At 60.7% G+C, this 23,480-nt stretch carries 21 protein-coding genes and 1 pseudogene; 14 read left to right on the top strand and 8 right to left on the bottom strand.

Annotation, left to right across the window (positions count from 1 at the left end):
- Positions 1–5 precede the first annotated feature (5 nt).
- Positions 6–1,046: a TRAP transporter substrate-binding protein gene (locus PMI09_RS18450; protein ID WP_081499093.1), complete on the top strand. Its 1,041-nt coding sequence runs from the start codon at positions 6–8 to the stop codon at positions 1,044–1,046.
- Between the two features lie 60 nt (positions 1,047–1,106).
- Here PMI09_RS18450 and PMI09_RS18455 read toward each other — a convergent pair whose 3' ends face one another.
- Together PMI09_RS18455 and PMI09_RS18460 are read right to left on the bottom strand one after the other, a co-directional pair.
- Positions 1,107–2,654: a TRAP transporter large permease gene (locus PMI09_RS18455; protein WP_007797659.1), complete on the bottom strand. Its 1,548-nt coding sequence runs from the start codon at positions 2,652–2,654 to the stop codon at positions 1,107–1,109.
- A gap of 21 nt (positions 2,655–2,675) precedes the next feature.
- Entirely contained in the window at positions 2,676–3,215 is a 540-nt protein-coding gene (locus PMI09_RS18460) for a TRAP transporter small permease subunit (protein ID WP_007797661.1), read from the bottom strand.
- 330 nt (positions 3,216–3,545) lie between these two features.
- Between PMI09_RS18460 and PMI09_RS18465 the strand changes: the two genes are divergently transcribed.
- From PMI09_RS18465 to PMI09_RS18490, 6 genes are all read left to right on the top strand, one after another.
- Positions 3,546–5,849 carry a putative bifunctional diguanylate cyclase/phosphodiesterase gene (locus PMI09_RS18465; RefSeq protein WP_007797663.1) on the top strand — a complete coding sequence of 768 codons (2,304 nt, stop codon included), beginning with the start codon at positions 3,546–3,548 and terminating at the stop codon, positions 5,847–5,849.
- A gap of 150 nt (positions 5,850–5,999) precedes the next feature.
- The gene (locus PMI09_RS18470) at positions 6,000–6,752 is read left to right on the top strand and encodes an N-acyl amino acid synthase FeeM domain-containing protein (RefSeq protein ID WP_007797667.1); all 753 of its coding nucleotides are present in this window, start codon (positions 6,000–6,002) and stop codon (positions 6,750–6,752) included.
- 181 nt (positions 6,753–6,933) lie between these two features.
- Positions 6,934–7,158, top strand: a complete 225-nt coding sequence (locus PMI09_RS18475) for an aa3-type cytochrome c oxidase subunit IV (protein ID WP_007797669.1) — start codon at positions 6,934–6,936, stop codon at positions 7,156–7,158.
- Between the two features lie 99 nt (positions 7,159–7,257).
- The gene (locus PMI09_RS18480) at positions 7,258–8,415 is read left to right on the top strand and encodes a Re/Si-specific NAD(P)(+) transhydrogenase subunit alpha (protein ID WP_007797672.1); all 1,158 of its coding nucleotides are present in this window, start codon (positions 7,258–7,260) and stop codon (positions 8,413–8,415) included.
- On the top strand, positions 8,405–8,803 hold the full coding sequence (locus tag PMI09_RS18485) for a proton-translocating transhydrogenase family protein (protein ID WP_007797674.1): 399 nt from the start codon (positions 8,405–8,407) through the stop codon (positions 8,801–8,803). The genes PMI09_RS18480 and PMI09_RS18485 overlap by 11 nt, the downstream gene beginning before the upstream one ends.
- A gap of 7 nt (positions 8,804–8,810) precedes the next feature.
- Positions 8,811–10,205 (top strand): NAD(P)(+) transhydrogenase (Re/Si-specific) subunit beta, encoded by a 1,395-nt coding sequence (locus PMI09_RS18490; protein WP_007797677.1) that lies wholly within the window; start codon positions 8,811–8,813, stop codon positions 10,203–10,205.
- Between the two features lie 183 nt (positions 10,206–10,388).
- Here the strand turns inward: PMI09_RS18490 and PMI09_RS18495 are convergent, their stop codons facing one another.
- The 5 genes from PMI09_RS18495 to rpsU (PMI09_RS18515) form a co-directional block, all read right to left on the bottom strand.
- The gene (locus tag PMI09_RS18495) at positions 10,389–10,871 is read right to left on the bottom strand and encodes a DUF992 domain-containing protein (protein WP_007797679.1); all 483 of its coding nucleotides are present in this window, start codon (positions 10,869–10,871) and stop codon (positions 10,389–10,391) included.
- A 59-nt stretch (positions 10,872–10,930) separates the two neighbouring features.
- Positions 10,931–12,589 carry a sensor histidine kinase gene (locus PMI09_RS18500; protein ID WP_007797681.1) on the bottom strand — a complete coding sequence of 553 codons (1,659 nt, stop codon included), beginning with the start codon at positions 12,587–12,589 and terminating at the stop codon, positions 10,931–10,933.
- Between the two features lie 223 nt (positions 12,590–12,812).
- Positions 12,813–13,877: an NAD(P)/FAD-dependent oxidoreductase gene (locus tag PMI09_RS18505; RefSeq protein ID WP_007797683.1), complete on the bottom strand. Its 1,065-nt coding sequence runs from the start codon at positions 13,875–13,877 to the stop codon at positions 12,813–12,815.
- Between the two features lie 21 nt (positions 13,878–13,898).
- The gene (locus PMI09_RS18510; RefSeq protein WP_007797686.1) at positions 13,899–14,762 is read right to left on the bottom strand and encodes a tetratricopeptide repeat protein; all 864 of its coding nucleotides are present in this window, start codon (positions 14,760–14,762) and stop codon (positions 13,899–13,901) included.
- A 132-nt stretch (positions 14,763–14,894) separates the two neighbouring features.
- Entirely contained in the window at positions 14,895–15,107 is a 213-nt protein-coding gene (rpsU, locus tag PMI09_RS18515; RefSeq protein WP_003585885.1) for a 30S ribosomal protein S21, read from the bottom strand.
- 445 nt (positions 15,108–15,552) lie between these two features.
- Here rpsU (PMI09_RS18515) and PMI09_RS18520 point away from each other — a divergent pair, with 445 nt between their 5' ends.
- The 3 genes from PMI09_RS18520 to PMI09_RS18535 all read left to right on the top strand — a co-directional run bounded on the left by PMI09_RS18520 (position 15,553) and on the right by PMI09_RS18535 (position 16,726).
- Positions 15,553–15,762, top strand: coding sequence for a cold-shock protein (locus tag PMI09_RS18520; RefSeq protein ID WP_007797690.1), 210 nt, complete (start codon positions 15,553–15,555; stop codon positions 15,760–15,762).
- 456 nt (positions 15,763–16,218) lie between these two features.
- Entirely contained in the window at positions 16,219–16,458 is a 240-nt protein-coding gene (rpsU, locus tag PMI09_RS18530) for a 30S ribosomal protein S21 (protein WP_007527643.1), read from the top strand.
- A 40-nt stretch (positions 16,459–16,498) separates the two neighbouring features.
- On the top strand, positions 16,499–16,726 hold the full coding sequence (locus PMI09_RS18535) for a hypothetical protein (RefSeq protein ID WP_007797695.1): 228 nt from the start codon (positions 16,499–16,501) through the stop codon (positions 16,724–16,726).
- Positions 16,727–16,970: 244 nt separating this feature from the next.
- Here PMI09_RS18535 and PMI09_RS18540 read toward each other — a convergent pair.
- Positions 16,971–17,873 (bottom strand): annotated as a pseudogene (locus PMI09_RS18540) (DUF1254 domain-containing protein); the annotation flags it as partial.
- 456 nt (positions 17,874–18,329) lie between these two features.
- Between PMI09_RS18540 and PMI09_RS18545 the strand changes: the two are divergent.
- From PMI09_RS18545 to PMI09_RS18560, 4 genes are read left to right on the top strand one after another with little or no spacing between them, the layout of a single operon-like run.
- Positions 18,330–19,583 carry a sarcosine oxidase subunit beta family protein gene (locus PMI09_RS18545; RefSeq protein ID WP_007797701.1) on the top strand — a complete coding sequence of 418 codons (1,254 nt, stop codon included), beginning with the start codon at positions 18,330–18,332 and terminating at the stop codon, positions 19,581–19,583.
- A gap of 12 nt (positions 19,584–19,595) precedes the next feature.
- The gene (locus tag PMI09_RS18550) at positions 19,596–19,937 is read left to right on the top strand and encodes a sarcosine oxidase subunit delta (RefSeq protein ID WP_007797704.1); all 342 of its coding nucleotides are present in this window, start codon (positions 19,596–19,598) and stop codon (positions 19,935–19,937) included.
- On the top strand, positions 19,934–22,927 hold the full coding sequence (locus PMI09_RS18555; protein WP_007797709.1) for a sarcosine oxidase subunit alpha: 2,994 nt from the start codon (positions 19,934–19,936) through the stop codon (positions 22,925–22,927). The genes PMI09_RS18550 and PMI09_RS18555 overlap by 4 nt, the downstream gene beginning before the upstream one ends.
- A complete protein-coding gene (locus tag PMI09_RS18560) occupies positions 22,920–23,468 on the top strand; it encodes a sarcosine oxidase subunit gamma (protein ID WP_007797712.1) in 549 nt (182 codons plus the stop codon). The genes PMI09_RS18555 and PMI09_RS18560 overlap by 8 nt, the downstream gene beginning before the upstream one ends.
- Positions 23,469–23,480: the final 12 nt, after the last annotated feature.

Genomic DNA, 23,480 nt, shown 5'->3' on the forward strand with positions numbered 1-23,480 from the left:
GTACATTGGCGGCGCCCGCCATTGCACAAGAGAACCCTAAGATTTCCTGGCGCATGACGTCGTCTTTCCCAAAGAGCCTCGATACGATCTATGGCGCGGCGGACGATATCTCCAAGCACCTTGCTGCAGCGACTGATGGTAACTTCACCATCCAGCCCTTTGCCGCAGGCGAAATCGTTCCGGGCCTGCAGGCGGCTGATGCCGTCAGCGCCGGCACGGTCGAGGCAGCGCATACCTGCTCCTACTATTTCGTCGGCAAGGATCCGACCTACGCGATCGGCACGGCAATCCCATTCGGTCTCAACGGACGCCTGACCAATGCCTGGTTCTACGAAGGCAACGGCAACAAGCTGATGAACGAGTTCTACGCCACGCAGGGCATTTACGGCCTGCCGGCGGGCAATACGGGCGCTCAGATGGGCGGCTGGTTCCGCAAGGAAATCAATACGCTTGACGATCTGAAGGGCGTCAAGATGCGTATCGCCGGTCTTGCCGGTCAGGTCATCAGCAAGGTTGGCGTCATTCCGCAGCAGATCGCCGGCGGCGACATCTATCCGGCCCTCGAAAAGGGCACGATCGACGCTTCCGAATTCGTCGGCCCCTACGACGATCTGAAGCTCGGTCTGCACAAGGTTGCGAAGTACTACTACTATCCCGGCTGGTGGGAAGGCGGTCCGACCGTTCACGCCTTCTTCAATCTGGAAAAGTGGAACAGCCTGCCGAAGCACTATCAGGCGGCGCTGACCGATGCCTGTGCCTTTGCCAACACCAACATGATGGCGAAATACGATGTGAAAAACCCGCCGGCGCTGAAGCAGCTGGTATCGGAAGGCGCGACGCTGCGGCCCTTCAGCCAGGACATCTTGGAAGCTTGCTTCCAGGCGGCCCTCGGCATCTATGCCGAGATTTCGGCATCCAACCCGTATTTCAAGAAGATCTACGAGGATCAGACCGCGTTCAAGCGCGATGCCTACCTCTGGGCGCAGCTGTCGGAATACACGTTCGACACGTTCATGATGATCCAGCAGCGGGCCGGCAAGATCTAAGCGCTGGCTCACGCCGAGACAAGAAAAAGCCCCGGATTTCGGTCCGGGGCTTTTTTGTTGTCAGTTGATCTTGGGTGGTTGGCTGAGATCGGTGGCCGGTGGCGCGGGAGTTGCCGGCGCGGGCGCCGGTGGCTGGCCGGGCAGGCCATTCAGCGGCGGCAAGGTCAGGCCGGGCATCTGTGGTGAAGCGCCGCCCGGTGTTCCCAGCGGTGGCAGCGACAAGCCGTTGCCGCCGAAGCCGGGCACCTCGATCTTGATCGAGTTCGGATCGATCTTCGGCCCTTTATCGAGCCAATAGGTTACCGATTGTGGCCAGAAAATCACGATCGCAACCAGGATCAGTTGCATGCAGACCCAGGGCAGGGCACCCATGTAGATATCCGAGGTCTTGACGCTGCGATCGGCGATGGAGCGCAAGTAGAAGAGCGCGAAGCCGAAGGGCGGATGCATGAAGCTCGTCTGCATGTTGACGCAAATCAGCACGCCGAACCAGATCAGGTCGATGCCGAGCGCCGAAGCAACCGGTGCCAGCATCGGGATGACGATGAAGGCGATCTCGAAGAAATCGAGGAAGAAGGCCAGCACGAAGATGAAGATGTTGACGAAGATCAGGAAGCCGACGGGACCGCCGGGGATACCCGACAGCATGTGCTCGATCCAGCGCGAGCCATCCATGCCCTGGAAGACGAGGCTGAAGCAGGTCGAGCCGATCAGGATCATCACCACCATCGAGGTGATGTGCATGGTGGAGCGCATCGCTTCCTGCATCAGCGGCCAGGTGAGACGGCGATGGATGGCGGCAAGCACCATGGCGCCGACGACGCCAAGCGCACCGGCTTCGGTGGGCGTCGCCAGTCCCATGAAGATCGTGCCGAGGACGAGGAAGATCAGCACGATCGACGGCACCATTCCCGACAGCACCTTCAGGAGCAGCCCCCAGGTGAAGTCGCCGCGCACTTCCTTCGGCAGCGGCGGCACGGTGGCGGGCTTCAAGATCGACAAGATCAGGATATAGCCCATGAAGATCGCGACCTGCAGGATCGACGGGCCGATAGCGCCGAGATACATGTCGCCGACCGATTTGCCGAGCTGGTCGGCAAGCACGACGAGCACGAGGGACGGCGGAATGACCTGGGTGATGGTGCCGGAGGCGGCGATAACGCCGGTGGCGAGCCGTGGGCTGTAGCCATAACGCAGCATGATCGGCAGCGAAATGACGCCCATGGTAATGACCGAGGCAGCAACGGTGCCGGTGATGGCACCGAGCACGGCGCCGACAAGGATCACCGCGTAGGCAAGGCCGCCCGGAATGCGGCCGAACAGCTTGCCGGTTCCCTCGAGCAGGTCCTCGGCAAGGCCGCAGCGCTCCAGGATGGCGCCCATGAAGGTGAAGAAGGGGATGGCGAGCAGCAGGTCGTTGGAGACGATGCCGAAGAAGCGCAGCGGCAGCGCTTGCAGGAAGGCTTCGCTGAAATGTCCGGTGGCGATGCCGATAATCCCGAAGAACAGGCCGACGGCAGCCAGCGAAAAGGCGACCGGAAAGCCGTAGAGCATGAAGAGGACCATGCCCACGAACATGGCCGGCGGAATGATGCCGAAATCAAACAATGGTGTTCCTCCCGGTCCGGCTTACTGCAGCGGCTTTTCGTATTTTGTATCGATCAGGATGTAGCCGGTGAGGGCAGCAATCCTCTTGATCAACTCCGAGATGCCCTGAAGGGATAGCAACCCGAAGCCGAGGAGGAGGATGAGCTTGACCGGCCAGCGGATCAGGCCGCCGGCATTGGCGGAGATCTCATGCTGCTGGTAGGAGGACAGGAAGAACGGCCAGCAGAGCCAGGTCAGGAAGATGCAGGCCGGGATCAGGAACACGATCAGGCCGATGATGTCGATCCAGATCTTCGTCTTGTCGGAGACTGCGCCATAGATCAGGTCCACACGCACGTGCTCGTTCATGCGCAGCGTATGAGCAGCGCCCAGCACGACGATGAAGGCGAAGAGATACCATTGGATCTCGAGCCAGCCGTTGGAGCTGTAGTTGAGAGAATAGCGGATCAGCGCGTTGGCGGCGCTGATCAGACAGCAGAACAGCACCATGTATTCGGATAGTTTGCCCATGAATTGGCTGACCGCATCGATCAACCGGCTGACGGTCAACAAAGCCGGCATGCCTTCCCCCCCTGTTATGTCGCGCGTTTTTATGCGCCTTTTATCTTTTCACCGGTTTAGACCACGGCTTTTCAAATTGAAAGATTAAAGGGGGCGTGTTGGAATATAGTCGTACAGACCCTCCCAGACGCGCGTGGCGTTAATAGTGAAGCGGCAAGACAACCTGTGGCTAGCCGCTAAGCCCGAAAACTTCTCTGAATGGCTGCATAAGTCCTTGCAAACGCTAAAATTCATCCCAGGGTTTTGAAAAATTCGACAAAATGTATCGATTACCCGAAATCAATTTTTAAAGGGTTGCGGGTAAGGTTTCGCCGCACAGGGAAAGTATGGATGAAGCCACATAACCCGAACAGGGTCCCTACCGACGTTTATCTGTCGTTTGTCAGCTCCCTCTTCGGGAATCGCATGACACTCGTCGCGGGCGTCGTCGTGCATGTGGTTGCCTTCCTCGCCGTTGCCCTGAAAACCAGTTCTCCATTCTATGTCGTCCTGTCGGTCGGTTTCCTTGCGGTTTTCGCTGGCCGGATGGTCACCTTCCGCATGTTCGACAAGGTCGACAAGCGGACGCTCTCGCGCGAGCAGATCGAACATTGGGAAACCGTCTACGTCATCGGTGCCGCGTCAACCGCGACGATCCTCGGCATCGGCAGCGGTTACGCGATCTTCATCCTGCAGGATCCGTTCGCCGAGCTCGCCTGCATCGCGGTCACCATGGCGTCGATGGTCTCCGTCGTCGGCCGAAACTATGGATCGCAAAAGGCGATCGACCTGCAGACGCTGGCCTGCTGTCTGCCGATGATCATCTGCAGCCTGATGGCGCTCGACTTCTATCGCGCGATCCTGTCGGCTTTCCTCATTCCGTTCGGCCTGACGACGCGGGCAATGGCCAACGGCGTGCGCGAGTTCCTCTATGAGAACGTCATTGCGCGTCGCGAGATCTCGATGATCGCCGACCGCTTCGACACGGCACTCAACAACATGCCGCATGGCCTGGTGATGGTCGATCCGGAAAACCGTATCCAGGTTATCAACCGCAAGGCCTGCGACCTTCTGAAGATCGGCGACCCTGAGCGGCTGAAGGAACGCGACCTCGGCGCGGTGCTGCGCTACGGCGCCCGCTACAGCTTTATGGATTCCACGCAGCCGGAGTTGATCCTGCGGCAGATGACGCATGTCGCCGAGGGCAAGCTTTCGCGCACGCTGATTCACTTTCCAGAGGATCTGTCGCTGGAGTTTTCGGCGAGCCGCCGCGCCGATGGCGGTGCCGTCTTGATTTTCGAAGACGTGTCGAGCCGCGTGAAGGCGGAGCAGAAGATCCTGCACATGGTTCGCTTCGATGCGCTGACCGGTCTGCCGAACCGCGAATACTTCAGCCATCTCGTGCAGGACTACCTGACCAAGCACCAGAAGAAGCGCGGCCCCGTCGCCTTCATGGTTCTCGATATCGACGAGTTCAAGCATGTTAACGATATGCGCGGGCACATCACCGGCGACCGGTTGCTGTGCGCCATCGCAAGCCGTATCGCCAAGCAGGCGGGCAAGGCCATCGTCGGCCGCTTGATGGGTGACCAGTTCATTCTCTTCTTCCCGCATGCGAAGGACATGGCCACGCTCGACGCGGAGATTCACCGCTTCCACGAGAGCATCCAGGGCAATTACGAGGCGGATGACGTCACCTTCCTCGTTTCGCTGAGTGCCGGCTTTGCGATCCTGGAAAGCGATGCCTTCGCGATGGAGGAGTGGAGCATCAAGGCTGATCTCGCCCTCTTCGAGAGCAAGTCGAAGCAGCGCGGTGGCATTGCCGGCTTCGAACGCGAGATGGACGGTCGCTATATCGAGCAGCAGAAGCTCAAGGCGGATCTGCGCGAAGCGATCGGAAACCAGGGTCTGAGCGTTGCCTACCAGCCGATGTTCAAAGCGGACGGAACGCGCATCGAATGTGCCGAGGCGCTGGCGCGCTGGGTGCATCCCGAGAAGGGCGCGATCCCACCGGATGTCTTCATTCGCCTTGCCGAAGAGATGGGCATCATCTCCGAGATCACCCGCTCTATCCTGATGAAGGCGTGCAAGGACTGCATGAACTGGCCGGATCATATCGCGGTTTCGGTCAACCTGTCGGCGCGCGATCTGCGTGACGCCGACATTCTTGCCGTGGTCGCGGAAGCGCTCGAGGCCTCGGGCCTCGAGCCAGCGCGACTGCATCTGGAGATCACCGAAAGCTGCCTGATCGACGAGCCGGCTGCGGTGCGCGCGATCCTCGCCGAACTGAGGGCACGCGGGATCACGATTGCGATCGACGACTTCGGCACCGGCTTCTCCAGCCTCAGCTATCTCGACACGCTGCCGCTCGACATCGTCAAGATCGACCGCTCGTTCCTGCGCAACATCGTCGAGGACGGGCGTCGGCTCAAGCTGCTGCGCGGCACCGTCAACCTGGCGCGCGAACTCGGTCTGAAGATCGTCACCGAAGGTGTCGAGACCACCGAGCAACTGGCCTTGCTCAACAAGTATCGCGCCACCGATCTCGTGCAGGGCTACGTTTTCTCGCCGGCAGTTCCGGCGCAGAACATCGCCATCCTCTCCCAAAGCCTCAGCCGCCGCACGGCGCCGCGTCGTCGCTCGAAAGTTGCATAAGCCCGCTCGCTTTTGCAGCCGAGGATGCATCGCGCAAACGCAGCGCCGTTAACCTTAACAATTCAAATATAATGCAAATTCTCGCACCGTTGTTGCTCTTCCGCTGGTTCCATATGATTAATGCTTCGTTAACAGGCGAACCGAGCAACTATGGCAGACAACCCTTTAAAGACGAGTGATTTCAGCAGCAAACTCCTCGAAATAATGAACCACGTCGAATACCGCCGCGTCGAAAGCGGCGAGGATATGGAAGAGGTGGAGCGCCTGCGCTACAAGGCCTACAAGGCCCGTGAAGTGCTTCCAGTCGCCGCCAAAAGCATGATCGACGAGGCCGACTTCGACAGTCAGGCCTATGTTTTCGGACTGTACTATTATGAACAGCTCGTCAGCACGATCCGCATCCATCACGTGACGCCGGACCATCGTGTCTCACAATCGGGCGGCATCTTTCCGGTGGAAATGGATGGGTTTCTGGATGCCGGACTGAGCCTGATCGATCCGGCGCGCTTCGCTGCGGATCCGGAACTCAGCACGGAAATGCCGTGGATTCCCTATCTTACGCTGCGTCCGAACATCGTCGCTGCCGCGCATTTTCGCGCGGACCGTGTGATGCAGCACGTGCGCCCGGCGCATGCGGCCTTCTACAAGCGTGTCTTCTATGCCGATACCGTCGTCGCGAGCCGCATGACCGAGACCTACGGTTTCGATCTGACGCTGATGGCGACCAATGTCATCGAGGTCGGCCGAAAGCTCCTGACGCGCTATCCCTTCTTCATCTCCAGCGCCAGCGAACAGCGCATGATGTTCTCGCGCACTCCCAATGACACGCTGCCGCCGCTCACCATCATCCCGACGGCACGTTTCATGGCTGAAGGCGATCTCGGAACCGATCTTCCGCTGTGATCCCATCCGCTTGAATTTGGCTGAGAATGCACGCCTGCCTGCGGCATTCTCATGCATTGCGCTTTATCAAAGCTTTGTGTAATCCCTCTGCAGGGAAATTCCCTCGCGGGATCGAGGGAATCACGGCAGTCGACCGGCCGCATTGCTTTATCGGCCGGGAAGTTTGAGGGAGACGATATTCATGGCTGAGCATCACACCGGACCTGCCGAAGTTGGCGCGCCGATGGATTACAAGGAACATGAGCAGACTTACAGCATGTTCCTTGCCGCAGCGAAGTACGGCACGCTGTTTCTTGTCGCGCTCCTGCTCGGCATGACCGCTGGCTTCTTCACCGGTGCTGGCTTCCTTGGCGGCCTCGTCGTCCTGCTGATCGTCTTTATCGCTGGCCTCGTTCTGCTGCGCTAAGCGCGGCGTGGGAGGGGCGCTTTTCCAGAGCTTTGACTGAATGTTCGGACTGAGCAGGGAGGACCTGCGGCAGGCTGGCTGACCCGGAGGAGGGGGCGGTTGGGCAATATTGTTTTTGTCGCCAAAGAAACCACGGGAGATGAGACGCGCGTCGCCGCGTCCGTCGAAACCGTAAAGAAGATGGTAGGGCTTGGGCTCGACGTCGTCGTCGAGGCCGGAGCGGGGACCAAGTCGAAAATTCCGGATGCGGAGTTCGAAGCGATCGGTGCACGGATCGGCTCCGTCGGTGCTGCGGCCACGGCCGATGTAGTGCTGAAAGTGCGCCGTCCCACGGACGAAGAGATCGGTGGCTACAAGAGCGGCGCGATCGTGATTGCGGTCATGGATCCCTACGGCAACGACGAAGCGATCGCCGCCATGGCCAAGGCCGGGCTCTCCAGCTTCGCCATGGAACTGATGCCGCGCATCACGCGCGCGCAGTCAATGGACGTTCTTTCCTCGCAGGCAAACTTGGCAGGCTACCAGGCAGTCATCGAAGCGGCGGCGGTGTATGATCGGGCCATGCCGATGATGATGACGGCCGCCGGCACCGTTCCGGCGGCCAAGGTCTTCGTCATGGGCGCCGGCGTTGCCGGGCTGCAGGCGATCGCCACGGCTCGTCGTCTCGGTGCTGCGGTCTCGGCGACCGACGTTCGCCCGGCGGCGAAGGAACAGGTTGCTTCCCTGGGTGCGAAATTCATCGCCGTCGAGGACGAAGAATTCAAGGCGGCCGAGACCGCTGGCGGCTACGCCAAGGAAATGTCCAAGGAATACCAGGCGAAGCAGGCGGTTCTTGTGGCCGATCACATCGCCAAGCAGGACATCGTCATCACCACGGCGCTGATCCCCGGACGCCCGGCACCGAAGCTGGTGTCGCGCGAGATGCTGAGGTCGATGAAGCCGGGTGCGGTTGCCGTCGACCTCGCCGTCGAGCGCGGCGGCAATATCGAAGGCGTCAAGCCGGGCAAGGTCGCAGACGTCGACGGCGTGCGCGTTATCGGCTTTGCAAACATGGCCGGCAGGATTGCCGCCAGTGCCTCTCAGCTTTACGCCAAGAACCTCGTCACCTTCCTCGAGACCATGGTCAACAAGGAAACGAAGACGATCGCCCTCAATCTCGAGGACGAACTGATCAAGGCGACGATGCTGACGCATGCGGGCAATGTCGCGCACCCGGCGTTCGGCGGCGCGAAGAAGGGGATAACTGATGGCCAGTGAAGCAATGGACAAGGCGCTGGAGCAGCTGAACCAGGCTGTGAACGCGGTGACGGCTGCTGCCGCTCATGCCCCCGAAGCGGCAAGTGCCGCAACCGGCGGCGCGATCGATCCCTTCGTGTTCCAGTTCGCGATCTTCGTGCTGGCGATCTTCGTCGGCTATTACGTCGTCTGGTCGGTGACGCCGGCGCTGCACACGCCGCTGATGGCTGTCACCAACGCGATCTCCTCGGTTATCGTCGTCGGTGCGCTTCTGGCGGTCGGCATTTCGACGAGTGGGCTTGCGACCGGCTTCGGCTTCATCGCGCTGGTCCTCGTCTCCGTGAACATCTTCGGCGGCTTCCTTGTCACCCAGCGCATGCTGGCGATGTACAAGAAGAAGGACAAGTGAGGACCGCATGACCAGTATCGCAGCCTTCCTCTATCTTGTTTCCGGGGTTCTCTTCATCCTGGCATTGCGCGGACTTTCTCATCCGGCCACCAGCCGCAAGGGCAATCTCTACGGCATGGTCGGCATGGGGATCGCCATCCTCACAACGCTGACGCTGGCAACGCCGTCCTTCGGCGGTTTCGTGCTGATCGTTCTCGGCCTTGCCATCGGCGGCGGTGCGGGCGCCTATATCGCCCGCGTCATTCCGATGACTTCGATGCCGCAGCTGGTCGCCGGCTTCCACTCGCTGGTCGGCCTTGCCGCCGTGCTGGTGGCGGCTTCCGCGCTCTACACGCCGTCATCCTTCGGCATCGGCAACATCGGTGAGATCCATACCGAGGCGCGGATCGAAATGGCGCTCGGTGTCGCGATTGGTGCGTTGACTTTCACCGGCTCGATCATCGCCTTCCTGAAGCTTGACGGGCGCATGTCCGGCAAGCCGATCCTCCTGCCTTTCCGGCATCTGATCAACGCCGCTCTCCTGGCGCTGATTGTGCTCTTCATCATCGGCCTGGCCGCGACGGAAAGCCATGTTGACTTCTGGGCGCTCGTCGCGCTGTCGCTGGCGCTCGGCGTGCTTTTGATCGTGCCGATCGGCGGCGCCGATATGCCTGTCGTCGTGTCGATGCTGAATTCCTATTCGGGATGGGCGGCGGCCGGTATCGGCTTCACGCTCGGCAACCTGGCGCTGATCATCACCGGTGCGCTCGTCGGCTCTTCCGGTGCGATTCTGTCCTACATCATGTGCAAGGGCATGAACCGCTCGTTCATTTCGGTCATCCTCGGAGGCTTTGGCGGCGAAACGGCTGCAGGCGGCGCGGACAATTCCGACAAAACGGTCAAGCTCGGCTCGGCGGAAGATGCCGCTTATCTAATGGCGAACGCCTCGAAGGTCATCATCGTTCCAGGTTATGGCATGGCGGTGGCGCAGGCGCAGCATGCACTTCGTGAAATGGCCGACAATCTGAAGAAGAACGGTGTCGAGGTGAAATACGCGATCCATCCGGTCGCCGGCCGCATGCCGGGCCACATGAACGTACTGCTGGCCGAAGCGAACGTGCCTTACGACGAGGTCTTCGAACTCGAGGATATCAATTCGGAATTCGCGCAGGCGGATGTCGCCTATGTCATCGGCGCTAACGACGTTACCAATCCGGCGGCGCGCGACGACAAGACCTCGCCGATCTACGGCATGCCGATCCTCGACGTCGACAAGGCCAAGACCTGCCTCTTCGTCAAGCGCTCGCTCGGCTCCGGCTATGCCGGCATCGACAATACGCTGTTCTATAAGGACGGCACGATGATGCTGCTCGGCGATGCCAAGAAGGTGACCGAGGAAATCAACAAGGCGATCGGCCACTGAGGCCTCGTCAGGTTGCTGATCACAGCGAGAGCCCGGCTTTCGATCCACGCCGTTGTTTTGCCCCGTAACCGGCAGAATGGTTGGTTCAATCGGACGGACGTTGTGGTCTTAGGCGACGCATCGCTCCACGGGAATAGAAAGGAGAGAGGCAGGGGCCTCTCTCCTCCCCGGTGCGACCTGCGATCAGGTGGCAGCCGGCGCCAGCGTCAGTTTCTCCACGCCGAGCGCGAGGTTCAGGCCTTCCTGGGCCTGCACGTTCAGTGGCTGGAGCATGAAGGATTGGTTTGTACCACCGGCAATCACCTTGGCACCCGCACCCGCGCCGAAGCTCGCATCTGCTCCGACGCCGTAATACTCACCGGCCAGCGCGTAGTCGGGAATATCGGTTCCGGTCTTGGCCAGAACCTGCCATATCATGACTGTCTTGCCGGTCTGGCCGACATCCAGGCCGAATTTCTGAATCGTTCCGGCATAGACGACCTTGGGTCCGCCTTCCGCCGGCGTGTAGGTGCAGAGCAGGTTCTTCTGCGAGGTGAAGATCAATCCCTGACCGCCCTCCGATCCGCAGACGAGCTGACCGAGCGCGATGTAATTTGCGGCACTTGACGGGTTTGCGATGGCGGCTACTGCGGCAGCCGCCGCGGCAATCATCGTTTCCCTGAACATGGTCTTCTCCTTTCGAGTAGCCTTTCCGAAACGAACGTTCGGCGGGATTGTTCCGTGGCCTATGCACGCTCCAAAGTGCGGCGAGGGGCCGTCAATGCCCAGTAAAAGCCTTCCGGCCGGAAGTCGATTTCGACGGTGCCACCAAAAGCGGCAGCGGCGTGGTTCTTGATGATCGTCGTACCAAAGCCTGAGTTCTCTGGCGCGCGCGCGGGCGGACCGTCACGCTCCTCCCATGCGAAACGAAGCATGGGTTCGCTACGCTCTTCGTCTCGCACGTTCCGCCAGCTCAGCAAAACACGGCCATGCGGCACGGAAAGGGCACCGTATTTCACCGAATTCGTTGCCAGCTCATGCAGAACGAGGCCGAGGTTTTGCACCACCTCGGGCCTCAGCGTGAAATCCTTGCCCGATATCTCGACCTGCTCGGCAGCCTGCGGAAAACTCTTGAAGTGGATGTCGATCACCCGCCGCAGCGATGCGCCTGCCCATTGCTCGCTGGTGAGCAGATCGATCGAGCGTGAAAGGCCTTCGAGGCGATCGACTACCGCTGCCTGGTATGCCTCGACACTGTCGGCGCGCTTGGCGACCTGGCGCATCATCGCCTGCACCAGGGTCAGCAGGTTCTTGGTGCGGTGCACGAGTTCGTTCATCACGAAGTGCAGGCGGTCCTCGGTCTGGCTCCGGTCGAAAGAGGCATTGGAGAGCGCGACCGCGACCTGGTTGGCCTCGATAACGCTGGTCTCGATCGGCGCCACGATGTGGCCTTCGCCCATGCGATTGGCCATGTCGGCGATCGCGCGGATCGTCGTGCGGACCTGGCGCGCTACCACATAGGCGGCCAGAATCGCGACAAGCATCAGCGCCAGGCCGCCGATGACCAGAAAGCGCCATGTCGTCAGTATCGACGCCTGCGCCGTGGCGACGGGTCCCCAGATCACGGCCTTCCAGGACCAGCCCGGAATCTGTGCATAGCCCAACATTGCCCTCGGCAGGACCTGCCTATCTTCGTAAACGCCGCTGGAATTGACCAGCGACGGCAGGATGCTCGGATTGAAAGGTTGGCCGAAGCCGATATTCGTGGCGCCGGCGGAGGCCACAACATGGCCGCCCTGATCGATGACCGCGGCGGACCAATCGTTCGGCAGGCCTTCCGTGGTGACGAGTCTCGCAAGGTCCCTGGCGTTCTGCGTGATGATCAACGCCCTGACCTTGCCGGTCTGCATCGGCATGGTGACGTTGTAGACGAATTCGCCGCTCGTTCGCCCCATGAACACATCGGAGGCTTCGATCCTGCCGGATTTGATAGCCGCTTCGACAGACGGGAGATTGCCAGCCTTGCCAAGAGGCTCGCCATAGTCCCGGCGGGTGTTCAGGAGCTGCTGCCCGTTTTCGTCGATGGCGATGACATACAGATTATCTGCCCGCAGGGATGTTTCGGTTCGCGCGTGGAAGGCAGCGAAGTCGTTGCTCTCCAGTTCCGGCGAATTCGACAGCAACCTTAAAGTTGTAGCCATGTCCTGAAGCTGGCGATCGATGGACCGGGCGAGAGCGGTGGCATCCTGCGCTGTTTCACGCTTCAAAATCGAGCGCTGGTTGTCTTCCAGCTGCGCCAACAGAAGTGCCACGAGGGCGAAAATCGGCAGAGCCGTCGCAAGCGCCATCGCGATCAGGTAAGTCCCGATCGACGCCTTCGGAAAGAAGCGGATGCGGCCTTTCATGAGCCTATACTGCGCTGGTTTACGCAGCCGAAAACGCCGGCGCGCCCGCCGCTTACGGGCATGAAAGCAAAAAACTGGATCACCGCAATTGCCCTCAACGCGCCCCCGGCTCTCCTGATAGCCTGCTATCGAAACGACTGCATGTTAGGGACAGGTGTTGCTCCTTGCAACACACTAAAACATGTCGCCTGGCAATTCGCAAATTTTTGTTCGATTTGTGGTTTCAGCCAAATCTTCCGAGGCGGAAGGAAGCGAGAGATGGATCCGCATCACCCGAAAGAATCTCGTTAGACGCGAGTAGACCGACGAGCGGCGCGAGCGTCACCCCGGAGTGCAGCACGGTAATATAAAGGCCGCTCTGGCCGCAATTGCCGATGATCGGGAAGCCGTCCTTGGGCGTCGGACGGTAGCCAACGGTGAAGAATTCCATGCTCAGCCGGTCGCTCTCCGTCAGGCTGTCCTTCATCTTCGCAAAGAGTGCCGAGGCCGTCGCGTCCTGGTCGGCGCCCGGATCGGTACCGCCGAAATCGGAGCCGGCGATGATGCGGCCGTCGGCCGTCTGGCGCATATGGAGGTCGGTCGCCATCACGAGGCCGTTCAGCCGCTTCTCGAATGGACGGGAGTGGATGATCAAGCCGGGCGGCGCCCCCAGGGGAAGTGTGACGCCGACGGAAGCAGCGAGAGGCGCACTGCCGGCGCCGGCCGCCAGGACAACATGGTCGGCGCCGATAATACCGGCCGATGATACGACCCCGGAAATCCGTTCGCCACTGCGAATAAATCCATCGACGGCAGCGTTAACGAACTTGGCCCCTTTGGCTTCCGCATCGGCGAGCAGCAGCCGCGCTGCCGCCACCGGCTCAACCGCGCCTTCCTCCGCGACCAAGAGAGCAGAATCGGGCAGCTGTTTCAGGTAAGGCTCGCGGGCCGCAATTGCTGCGCGGTCCAGCTGTTCGATGCCATAGCCCCACGACGCATGCTCGACGGCAAACGCCTCGAGCCGATCGGGCGGCAGGTCCCAGCAGATGCCGCCGCACCAGGACAGTGGCAATCCGGGGAGCTCGCGGGCCAAACGCTTCCATTCGGCCATGGAGCGGCGGCGAAAGTGAAAATAGAGTTCCGGGTTGCCCCAGCTCGCATTGATCCAGGCAAAGGAACTGGTGGTGGCTACACCGCCGATGTCCTCGGCAACGACAGTGACGGCGGCGCCCTCACGCGTCAGGTGCCAAGCGATGGAGGCACCGACAATGCCGGAACCGACGACGACCACATGCTGTTTGGCTGTCATCTTCGGTCTCCTGCTTATGCCTTAGCCGGTCGTCGCTGCGCCTACGCGGGCCAGGCCGTCCTTCGCCGGCTGGTACTTCGGATCGAGACCGATCGCATGACGGTAGGAGCGGGCCGCCTTGTCCTTTTCGCCGCGACGCTCATAAACCAGCGCCTGATTGGCCCAGGATTCGGCGACATTCCCATTGAGCTCGATCGCGTGATTGAAGTCGGCAAATGCGTTGTCGTCGTCATTCAGCGCGATGTAGGAGATGCCGCGACCGTTGTAGGGTTCCGGCGCGTTCGGCGAGAGCGAGATCGCCTTCGAAAAGTCGTCGATCGCCTTATCCTGCTGATTGCGCTTCTGATAGATCAGGCCGCGATTGTGATAGGCGCGGCCATCGGTCGTGCCGTTCTGGATCGCCTTGTTGAAATCGTTGAAGGCAGCATCGTCCTGGCCGGCGGTGCGGTAGACGTTGCCGCGGCCGATCAGCGCCACGTCGTAGTTCGGGTTGATCTGCAGCGCGGTGCTGTAGTCCTGAATCGCCTGCTGCTGCTGGCCCATGTTGCGGTAGACCAGCGCGCGGTTGGCGTAGGCCTGGTAGAAACGCGGGTTGAGCTGTAGCGCCGTATTGAAGTCGTTCAACGCTTGGCGGAAATCGCCGCCGCGGCCATAGGCTGAGCCGCGAACGTTGTAGCCTTCCGGATCCTTCGGATTGGCATTGATCACAGAGGTCAGCGAGGCGATGTTTTCCTGCGAGCCCTGCGCCTTATCGATGCGGATGATGGCATCGGACGTGTTGCTTGTCGTGCAGCCAGCAAGGCCTAGCGCGGTGACGATTGCGAAAACCGGTAGAACAGCGATTTTCGGCGAACGCAGAGAGCGGGTCTTGGTGATGTCAGCCATACGGGCTCGTTTTCCCCCAGTGCAGCCGGTCCGTTTCAAGGACGGGCTTCAGCAGCAATTAAAAAAGGCGGCGGCGAATAGATCGCCCCCGCCAACATGCATCTGAAAACGTCGAAATAACGACAGCTACGCTTAGCGTGCGACGAGACCTTCGCGCTGTGCCCGCTTGCGAGCCAGCTTGCGAACACGACGAACGGCTTCGGCCTTCTCGCGAGCGCGCTTCTGCGACGGCTTTTCGTAGTAGTCGCGCATCTTCATTTCGCGGAAAATACCTTCGCGCTGCATCTTCTTCTTAAGAGCGCGGAGAGCCTGATCGACATTGTTATCGCGGACAAGTACCTGCACGAGAATCACGTTCCTTTGGTTTGGTTGGTGCCGGCGTCGGCAAGGCGCCAGAGGCAAAAAACATACGGTTCGCGCGGCCGGAGCCTTGCGATTGAGGATGCGGATAGCAGAATGGCGGGTGGAAGTCCATATGCTCTCGCGGTTCTTGCCGCAAAAAACCGCCGCTTGTCCCCAGTGCCGCCCTTATTTGAGACCACACAAGGCGGCTATCCAGCATAGCTGGGTGTCCCTGACGCGTCGCGGATTGGCGTTGGCCGACCTGCCTGAACCTAAATAGCCCGCTTCCTTGCCTTGTTTATTCCGCAGTTTGCGTTATATGTAGGTCATCGACTGTTGGTTGTGACCTTTGTCAAAGAGCGCGAAGCTCCGTCAGATTTCCTCTCAAAATCGATCTTAGCCTTGTGAATAGACGCATGGCAGTAACGACCATTGAAAGGAGATCGTTATGAATTCAGGTACCGTTAAGTGGTTCAACAGCACCAAGGGCTTCGGCTTCATTCAGCCGGATGACGGAAGCACGGACGTTTTTGTTCATATTTCTGCCGTTGAACGTGCTGGTCTGGGCAATTTGTCCGATGGCCAGAAGATCACCTATGATCTGGTTCGCGACAAGAAGTCCGGCAAGAATTCTGCCGACAACCTGCGAGCAGCCTAATCTCATTCGGCCCGGCTGACCACGGATGTACTGGCAGCTGAGAGCCTGATGGCGAAGGTCGGGGTTAAACCCGGCCTTTTATGCTTTTTGACGATCAAGACAGTTCGGTGAGACCAAATGGCACGAATGCCAAGATACGCTGTCGGCGACAGTATCGTTCTGAAGGACGGTTTCGTTCGTACCGAAGAGGCGAGCAGGACCTGTAAGATTGCGGCGATTCTTCCGTCTGACGGCAGCCGCCCGCAGTATCGGGTTCGATTCGAGACCGAAAACTTCGATCGGCGCATTCTTGAGAGCGATATCGACGTGAACCAGTCGGCATCGCCGACGCGAAGAGTTGACGCGGCTGCTGATATCCAGGGCGGATCCTGGTTGAAAACTTCAAGCATTAGGGTGCGGAAGTAATTTCCACTCTGACCAACCGGCAAACGAGTTTGCCGCACGAAAGGAAAGAATTTGCAGGTTCTCGTTCGAGACAACAATGTCGACCAGGCGCTCCGTGTCCTGAAGAAGAAGATGCAGCGCGAAGGTCTGTTCCGCGAGTTCAAGGCGCGCAGCGCCTATGAAAAGCCATCCGAGAAGCGTGTCCGCGAAAAGGCCGAGGCAGTTCGCCGCCAGCGCAAGCTTGCGCGCAAGAAGCTTCAGCGCGAAGGTCTCCTTCCGGCCCCGAAGAAGGCAGTCCGTCCGGCCCGCTGAACTACCCATCGGGCAGGCTCCGTCTAGATAGAGAGAGCAGATGACTTCAAAAGACGAATTCTTCAATCCGGCCAAGCTCTCCCCGCGCGATAAGGCGGCTACCACCGATACGACAGCAAAAGCGATCATCACGGCAGAGGCCGCGGCTCGCGAAAAGAAGACGGAGAAGCTGAGGGCGCTGCGCTTGCAGCAAGAAGCCGAAGCGCCAACGCCCGCCGCGCCTGCCAAGAAGCGGCGGACTGCGCCCAAGTCGGCTCCATCCTCCTAGGAGCCTCGCGCCAGTGCGCGCGAGGGCTTTCTTAGCCTGATGGAATAGAGCCAGCCTCTCTGCCTGGTGGGCAGTCCACTCGGATCGTTTGAGGCAGGTGCGAAAGCGTCACTGCGCCGTGACCTGTTGGAGCGTTGGCACCATTTCCACGACGGGCGGGTTCCATTTTCCTGTCAGCGCTTCACTTTTCGGCCCGTAAAGGCGCATGTTCAGGTTGAACGGCCCTGCGGGTGCCAGTAGCGTTGTTGGCAACGCGAGCAAGCGTTGCGATTTTCCAGTCCATCAGCTTTTGAGCTTCGGCCGGAACATCTTTCAAAGCCTCGGCGATGTCGGGCGCGACCTTGCTTTTATCGAAGCTCTTGCCCGGCTCTATCCCGATCCGCTTCATCCGGCTTATGATCGGCTGGTCGGTGGCGTGCGGCGGATTGACCTTCAGCAGTTCCGTTGCCTAGGCGAAGAAGTCCTCTGCCGCCATCCCGTCGACTGTCTTCTTTGGCGGAGTTTTCATATCGATGTCAGGATCGATCGTGACCTTGGCCGGCTCGGCCGTCTTACCCCATTGCGACAGTGGCGTGACCGTGTAGCCAGCCTGGATCTTGTGAACGGCGTCGTAGTCGGACGGTCCATCCGTTTTCGTACGTCCGATGACCCAAACATAGGGTGTCGGTGCATCGATCCGTTGCGTTCCGGCGGGGAGCTCCTTACCTGTCCAGCCAGGGGGAACGACGGCAAAATCGGCTTTCGCGGTTCCCGTCGTACGCCAGCCAGGCGAGGCGAATACATCCGTCCACATATCCAGCATGGGCAACAGATAGTAGCGCCCGTTTGTATCGGGGGCCGAGACAATCATCGGTTCCTTCGTCATGTCCAGCCAGGCGACTGAGTAGAGCGTGTCGAAATTGGGCCGAACGACATCCCTGAATTCCGCAGTCGGAAACTGCGGGACGTTGGTGAACATGTTGGCCGGCCCTCGTCCCATTGTCTTGCCAGCCTCAACGTTGGTTGCTTGCTCGCGGGTGAGGTTCATGGTGACCAATGGATAAAGATAGAGATATGCATCGACGCCGATCGCTGCCGCTTCCTCCTTGGTCAGAGCGTCCTCGGCGGCGACAGCCGGACCGTTGAGGTATCCTCCGGACAAGAGCAGACCAACTGTAAGGGTGATGAAATGCGATTGCAGGACGAATCCTCCCAATGACCCCACAGCAGGCTCCGCAGCCGTGTTGGTCTGTTTCAATTGATGCCAGATCGGACACCGACCCACATGCGCCGACGTCTGGCTTATGAATATTGCCACTGCTGCGGACGCGGGACCCTCAACGCGCAAAAAGCGCTTGCGCAGCGCGTGAACTATGCGCTCAAAAATTGTAAGTGCAAACACTCTAAAATAAGAAGGATGGAGAGACCGGAAGCCGACGCAGGCCGGTCCGGCTTTTCCCGCTGGTGTTTACCCGCCGCGACGAGACTACGCGATCTCGTTCATTCTTGCTGTGTGTCAAAACAAAAGCCGCTTCGCGTCGCAAAAGAAACGTTGTGCCGCATTTGGATTTGCGATTTGTATGGCCGACGAGAAGGGACCTTTCCCCGAAGGAGATGAAGGCGGATGCGCAGATACTCGGTTTTTGCCGTGGCACGGGAGGCCTTGCGAGGCCACAAGGGCTGGGAGAAGCAATGGACTTCGCCGGAGCCGCGCGCCGAATACGACGTCATCATCATCGGCGGCGGTGGGCATGGTCTGGGTGCGGCCTATTATCTCGCCAAGGAGCACGGCATAACCAATGTCGCGGTCCTCGAAAAGGGCTGGCTCGGCGGCGGTAACACCGGTCGCAACACGACCATCATCCGCTCGAACTATCTCTACGAAGAGAGCATGCATATCTACGAGCATTCGATGAAGCTCTGGGAGAACCTGTCGCAGGATCTCAACTACAATGTCATGTATTCGCCGCGCGGCGTGATGATGCTGTCGCACAATGTGCATGACCAACAGTCCTTCAAGCGCCATATCCATGCCAATCGTCTCTATGGCATCGACAACGAGTGGCTGACGCCGGAGCAGGCCAAGGCCTATTGTCCGCCGCTCGATATCTCGGCCAGCGCCCGCTATCCGATCAATGGCGCTGCCCTGCAGCGCCGCGGCGGCACGGCGCGCCACGATGCGGTGGCCTGGGGCTATGCCCGTGCGGCGTCCGATCGCGGCGTCCACATCATCCAGAACTGCGAAGTGACCGGCATCCGCCGCGGCCCGGACGGGCGCGTCACGGGTGTCGAGACGAACCGCGGGTTCATCGGCGCCAAGAAGGTCGGCGTTTCGGCGGCCGGCCACACGACGACGGTCATGAGGATGGCCGACGTGCGCGTGCCGTTGCAATCGAGCCCGCTGCAGGCGCTGGTGTCCGAACCGCTGAAGCCGATCTTCCCTTGCGTGGTTATGTCCAACACCGTGCATGCCTATATCTCGCAGTCCGACAAGGGCGAACTCGTGATCGGCGCTGGCACCGACCAGTACAATTCCTACAGTCAGACCGGCGGCCTGCAGATCATCACGCATACGCTGGATGCGATCTGCGAGCTGTTCCCGATGTTCCGCCGCGTCAAGATGATGCGCCAGTGGGGCGGCATCGTCGACAACACGCCGGACCGTTCGGCGATCCAGTCGAAGACGCCGGTTCCGGGGCTCTACGTCAACTGCGGCTGGGGCACCGGCGGCTTCAAGGCGACGCCGGGTTCGGCCAATCTCTTCGCGCATCTGATCGCGCGCGACGAGGTGCACAAGTTCAATGCCGGCCTGACGCTGGACCGTTTCCGCACCGGCCGCCTGATCGACGAAGCCGCCGCTGCCGCTGTCGCCCACTGACACGAGGACACCATGCTTCTTATCTACTGCCCATACTGTCAGGAAGAGCGCTCCGAGCTCGAATTCCGCGGCGCCGGCGATGCCCATATCGCTCGCCCGACCGACATTGCTTCCATCTCCGACGAGGCGTTCGAGGAATATTTCTTCCTGCGCGACAACCCGAAGGGGCTGATCTTCGAACGCTGGCGCCACCAGCACGGATGCGGCCGCTTCTTCAACGCGGCGCGCGACACGATCAGCGACAAGTTCATCATGACCTATAAGGCAGGCGAGCCGAAGCCTGAGATCGGCGAAGCCGCCGTTCCACACGCTCCCGTCGAGACCTACGAAGCGCTCGAAGGAGAAGCACAATGAGCGGCACGAACCGTATTGCAGGCAAGGGCCGCCTGACCCCGGCCAGAACCGCGCGCTTTACCTTCGATGGCAAGAGCTATACGGCGCTGGAGGGCGATACCGTCGCCTCGGCGCTGATTGCCAACAACATCCATCTGGTCGGCCGCTCGTTCAAGTATCACCGCCCGCGCGGCATTCTCTCGGCCGGCGCCGAAGAGCCGAACGCGCTGATCGACGTTGCGCGCGACAGCGCCCGCAAGCAGCCGAACGTGCGTGCCACGGTGCAGGAAGTCTTCGACGGCATGATCGTGCAGTCGCAGAACCGTTTCCCATCGCTGTCCTTCGATATCGGCGGCATCAATAACCTGATGTCGCCCTTCTTCGCGGCTGGCTTCTACTACAAGACCTTCATGTGGCCGAAGGCGGCCTGGAAGCATGTCTACGAGCCGATGATCCGTCGCGCAGCCGGTCTCGGCGTTGCGCCGAAAGAAGCCGATCCCGATCACTACGCCAGCCGCTACGCGCATTGTGACGTGCTGGTCGTCGGTGCCGGCGTCGCCGGTCTTTCGGCAGCCCTTGCTGCGGCTCATGCCGGTGTCAAGGTCATCCTCTGTGACGAGCAGGCGGAAGCCGGCGGTGCGCTGCGTTTCGACAGCGGTGTCAAGATCGATGGTCTCGACGGTTATGAGTGGGCGCAGAAGACCGTTGCCAGCCTGAAGTCGATGGACAATGTGCAGGTTCTCACCCGCACCACTGCCTTCGGCTACTACAACCACAACTTCGTCGGTCTCGCCGAACGCGTCACCGATCATGTCGCGAACCCGGGCCGCCACCTGCCGCGTGAGCGTCTGTGGCAGCTGCGCGCCAAGCGTGTCATCCTCGCCAACGGCGCGATCGAGCGCCATATGGTGTTCCCGAACAACGACCGTCCGGGCATCATGCTGGCCTCGGCCGCGCGCATGTATCTCAACCAGTACGGCGTCGCCGTCGGCCAGAAGGTCGGGGTCTACACGGCGCACGACTCTGCCTACGAGGCCGCCTTCGACCTGAAGCGCGCCGGTGTCGAGATCGCCGCGATCGTCGATTGCCGGCACACGCCCGGTGCTGCCGTTCTGGCGGAAGCCCGCTCGCTCGGCATCGACGTGCTCGCCGGTCAATCGGTCGTCAACACCTCGGGCAAGCTGCGCATCTCGTCCATGACCGTTGCCCGCAACGGCGGCGGCTCTCCACGCAAGATCGCGGTCGATGCGCTGCTGGTCTCGGCCGGCTGGACGCCTTCGGTGCACCTGTTCTCGCAGTCGCGCGGCAAGGTGAAGTTTGAGCCGGAAACGCAGCGCTTCCTGCCCGGCACCTATGCGCAGGATTGCCTCTCCGTTGGCGCCTGCAACGGCACGGATGATCTGCAGCAGACGATCGAGGAATCGCTGGCCGCGGGTGAACTGATGGCCCAGGCGGTCGGCAAACCATCCGGCGGCAAGATCAGCATCACCGCCGAGCAGGCGCATCAGTGGACGGGCGGCATGATCGGCGCTGCCGAAGGGGCGGGTCCGGAGACCCGCACCAAGGCGTTCATCGATTTCCAGCACGACGTCTGTGCCAAGGATATCCGCCTTGCCGTGCGCGAAGGCATGCACTCGATCGAGCATATCAAGCGCTTCACCACGAACGGCATGGCGTCGGATCAGGGCAAGCTCTCCAACATGCATGGTCTGGCGATTGCCGCCGAAATGCTGGGCAAGGAGATCCCGCAGGTCGGTCTGACGACCTTCCGTGCGCCCTACACGCCGGTCACCTACGGTACGCTGATCGCGCATTCGCGCGGCGAGCTGTTCGACCCGGCGCGCAAGACGCCGTTGCACCCGTGGGAAGAAGCGCAGGGTGCGGTGTTCGAGGATGTCGGCAACTGGAAGCGCGCCTGGTTCTATCCGCGCGCCGGTGAGACGATGCATCAGGCGGTCGCCCGTGAATGCAAGACGGCGCGCGATGTCGCCGGCGTGTTCGATGCTTCGACGCTCGGCAAGATCGAAGTCGTCGGCCCCGACGCCGCCGAGTTCATGAACCTCATGTACACCAACGCCTGGGACACACTGAAGCCCGGCAAGTGCCGCTACGGCATCATGACCCGCGAAGACGGCTTCGTTTATGACGACGGCGTCGTCGGGCGTCTGGCTGACGATCGCTTCCATGTGACGACGACGACCGGCGGTGCGCCGCGCGTTCTCCACCACATGGAAGACTATCTGCAGACGGAATTCCCGCATCTCAAGGTATGGCTGACTTCGGTGACCGAACAATGGGCAGTCATTGCCGTGCAGGGGCCGAAGGCACGCGAAATCATCGCCCCGCTGGTCGAGGGCGTCGATATTTCCAACGAAGCCTTCCCGCATATGAGCGTTGCCGAGTGCACGGTCATGGGCGTGCCGGCGCGTCTGTTCCGCGTGTCGTTCACCGGCGAGGTCGGCTTCGAAATCAACGTGCCGGCCGATTACGGCCAATCGGTGCTGGAAGCGGTCTGGGCCAATGCAGAGCCGCTCGGCGCCTGCGTCTACGGTACCGAAACGATGCACGTTCTTCGCGCCGAGAAGGGCTATATCATCGTCGGGCAGGATACGGACGGTACCGTCACGCCTCACGATGCCGGTCTTTCCTGGGCGGTTTCCAAGAAGAAGACGGATTTCGTGGGCATTCGCGGGCTGAAGCGACCGGATTTGGTGAAGGAAGGCCGCAAGCAGCTCGTCGGTCTCCTCACCAAGGATCCGAATCTGGTGCTCGAAGAGGGTGCACAGATCGTCGCCAACCCGAACGAGCCGAAGCCGATGACGATGCTCGGCCATGTGACCTCGTCCTACTGGTCGGAAAATCTTGGGCGATCGATCGCCTTTGCGCTGGTCGCCGATGGCCGCAAACGGATGGGCGAAACGCTCTATGTGCCGATGCCCGACAAGACGATCGCCGTCGAGGTGACTGATATGGTGTTCTTTGACAAGGAAGGAGGCCGCATCAATGGCTGATATGGCAGTTCGCAAATCCGCTCTTTCCGGCCAGCATGGCGGCTCGGCCACGGTACGGCTGACGCCAGCCTCTGCGGCAAGCCGCGTGGCGCTTCGCGCGCCGGCCGAGTCGCTCAAAGCTCTTTCCTCCGCGCTTGGTGTCACGGTGCCGGCTTCCCCGAAAACCTCCGGTCGCAAGGGTGGTCGTGCTGCCCTCTGGCTCGGCCCGGATGAATGGCTTGTCATCGACGAATCCGGGGCAGACCTGATGGGTGCGCTCGCCAAGTCGGGCGTGCTGCATTCGGCCACCGACGTCTCGCACCGAAACGTCGCGGTTATCGTCTCCGGCCCCGGGGCGGAAGCGACGATCTCCGCGGGCTGCCCGCAGGATCTGTCGCTCGAGGTCTTCCCGGTCGGCGCCTGCTCACGCACGCTGTTTGGAAAGGCCGAGATCGTGCTCTTCCGCACCGAGGACGATACATTCCGAGTCGAATGCTGGCGTTCGTTTGCGGATTTCGTATTCGGCCTGCTGGCCGAGGGCGCCGAAGACGCGGCGCATTAAGCGCTGCTAACT

Origin of the sequence: Rhizobium sp. CF122, from assembly GCF_000282035.1 — a bacterium.
Lineage (GTDB): Bacteria > Pseudomonadota > Alphaproteobacteria > Rhizobiales > Rhizobiaceae > Rhizobium.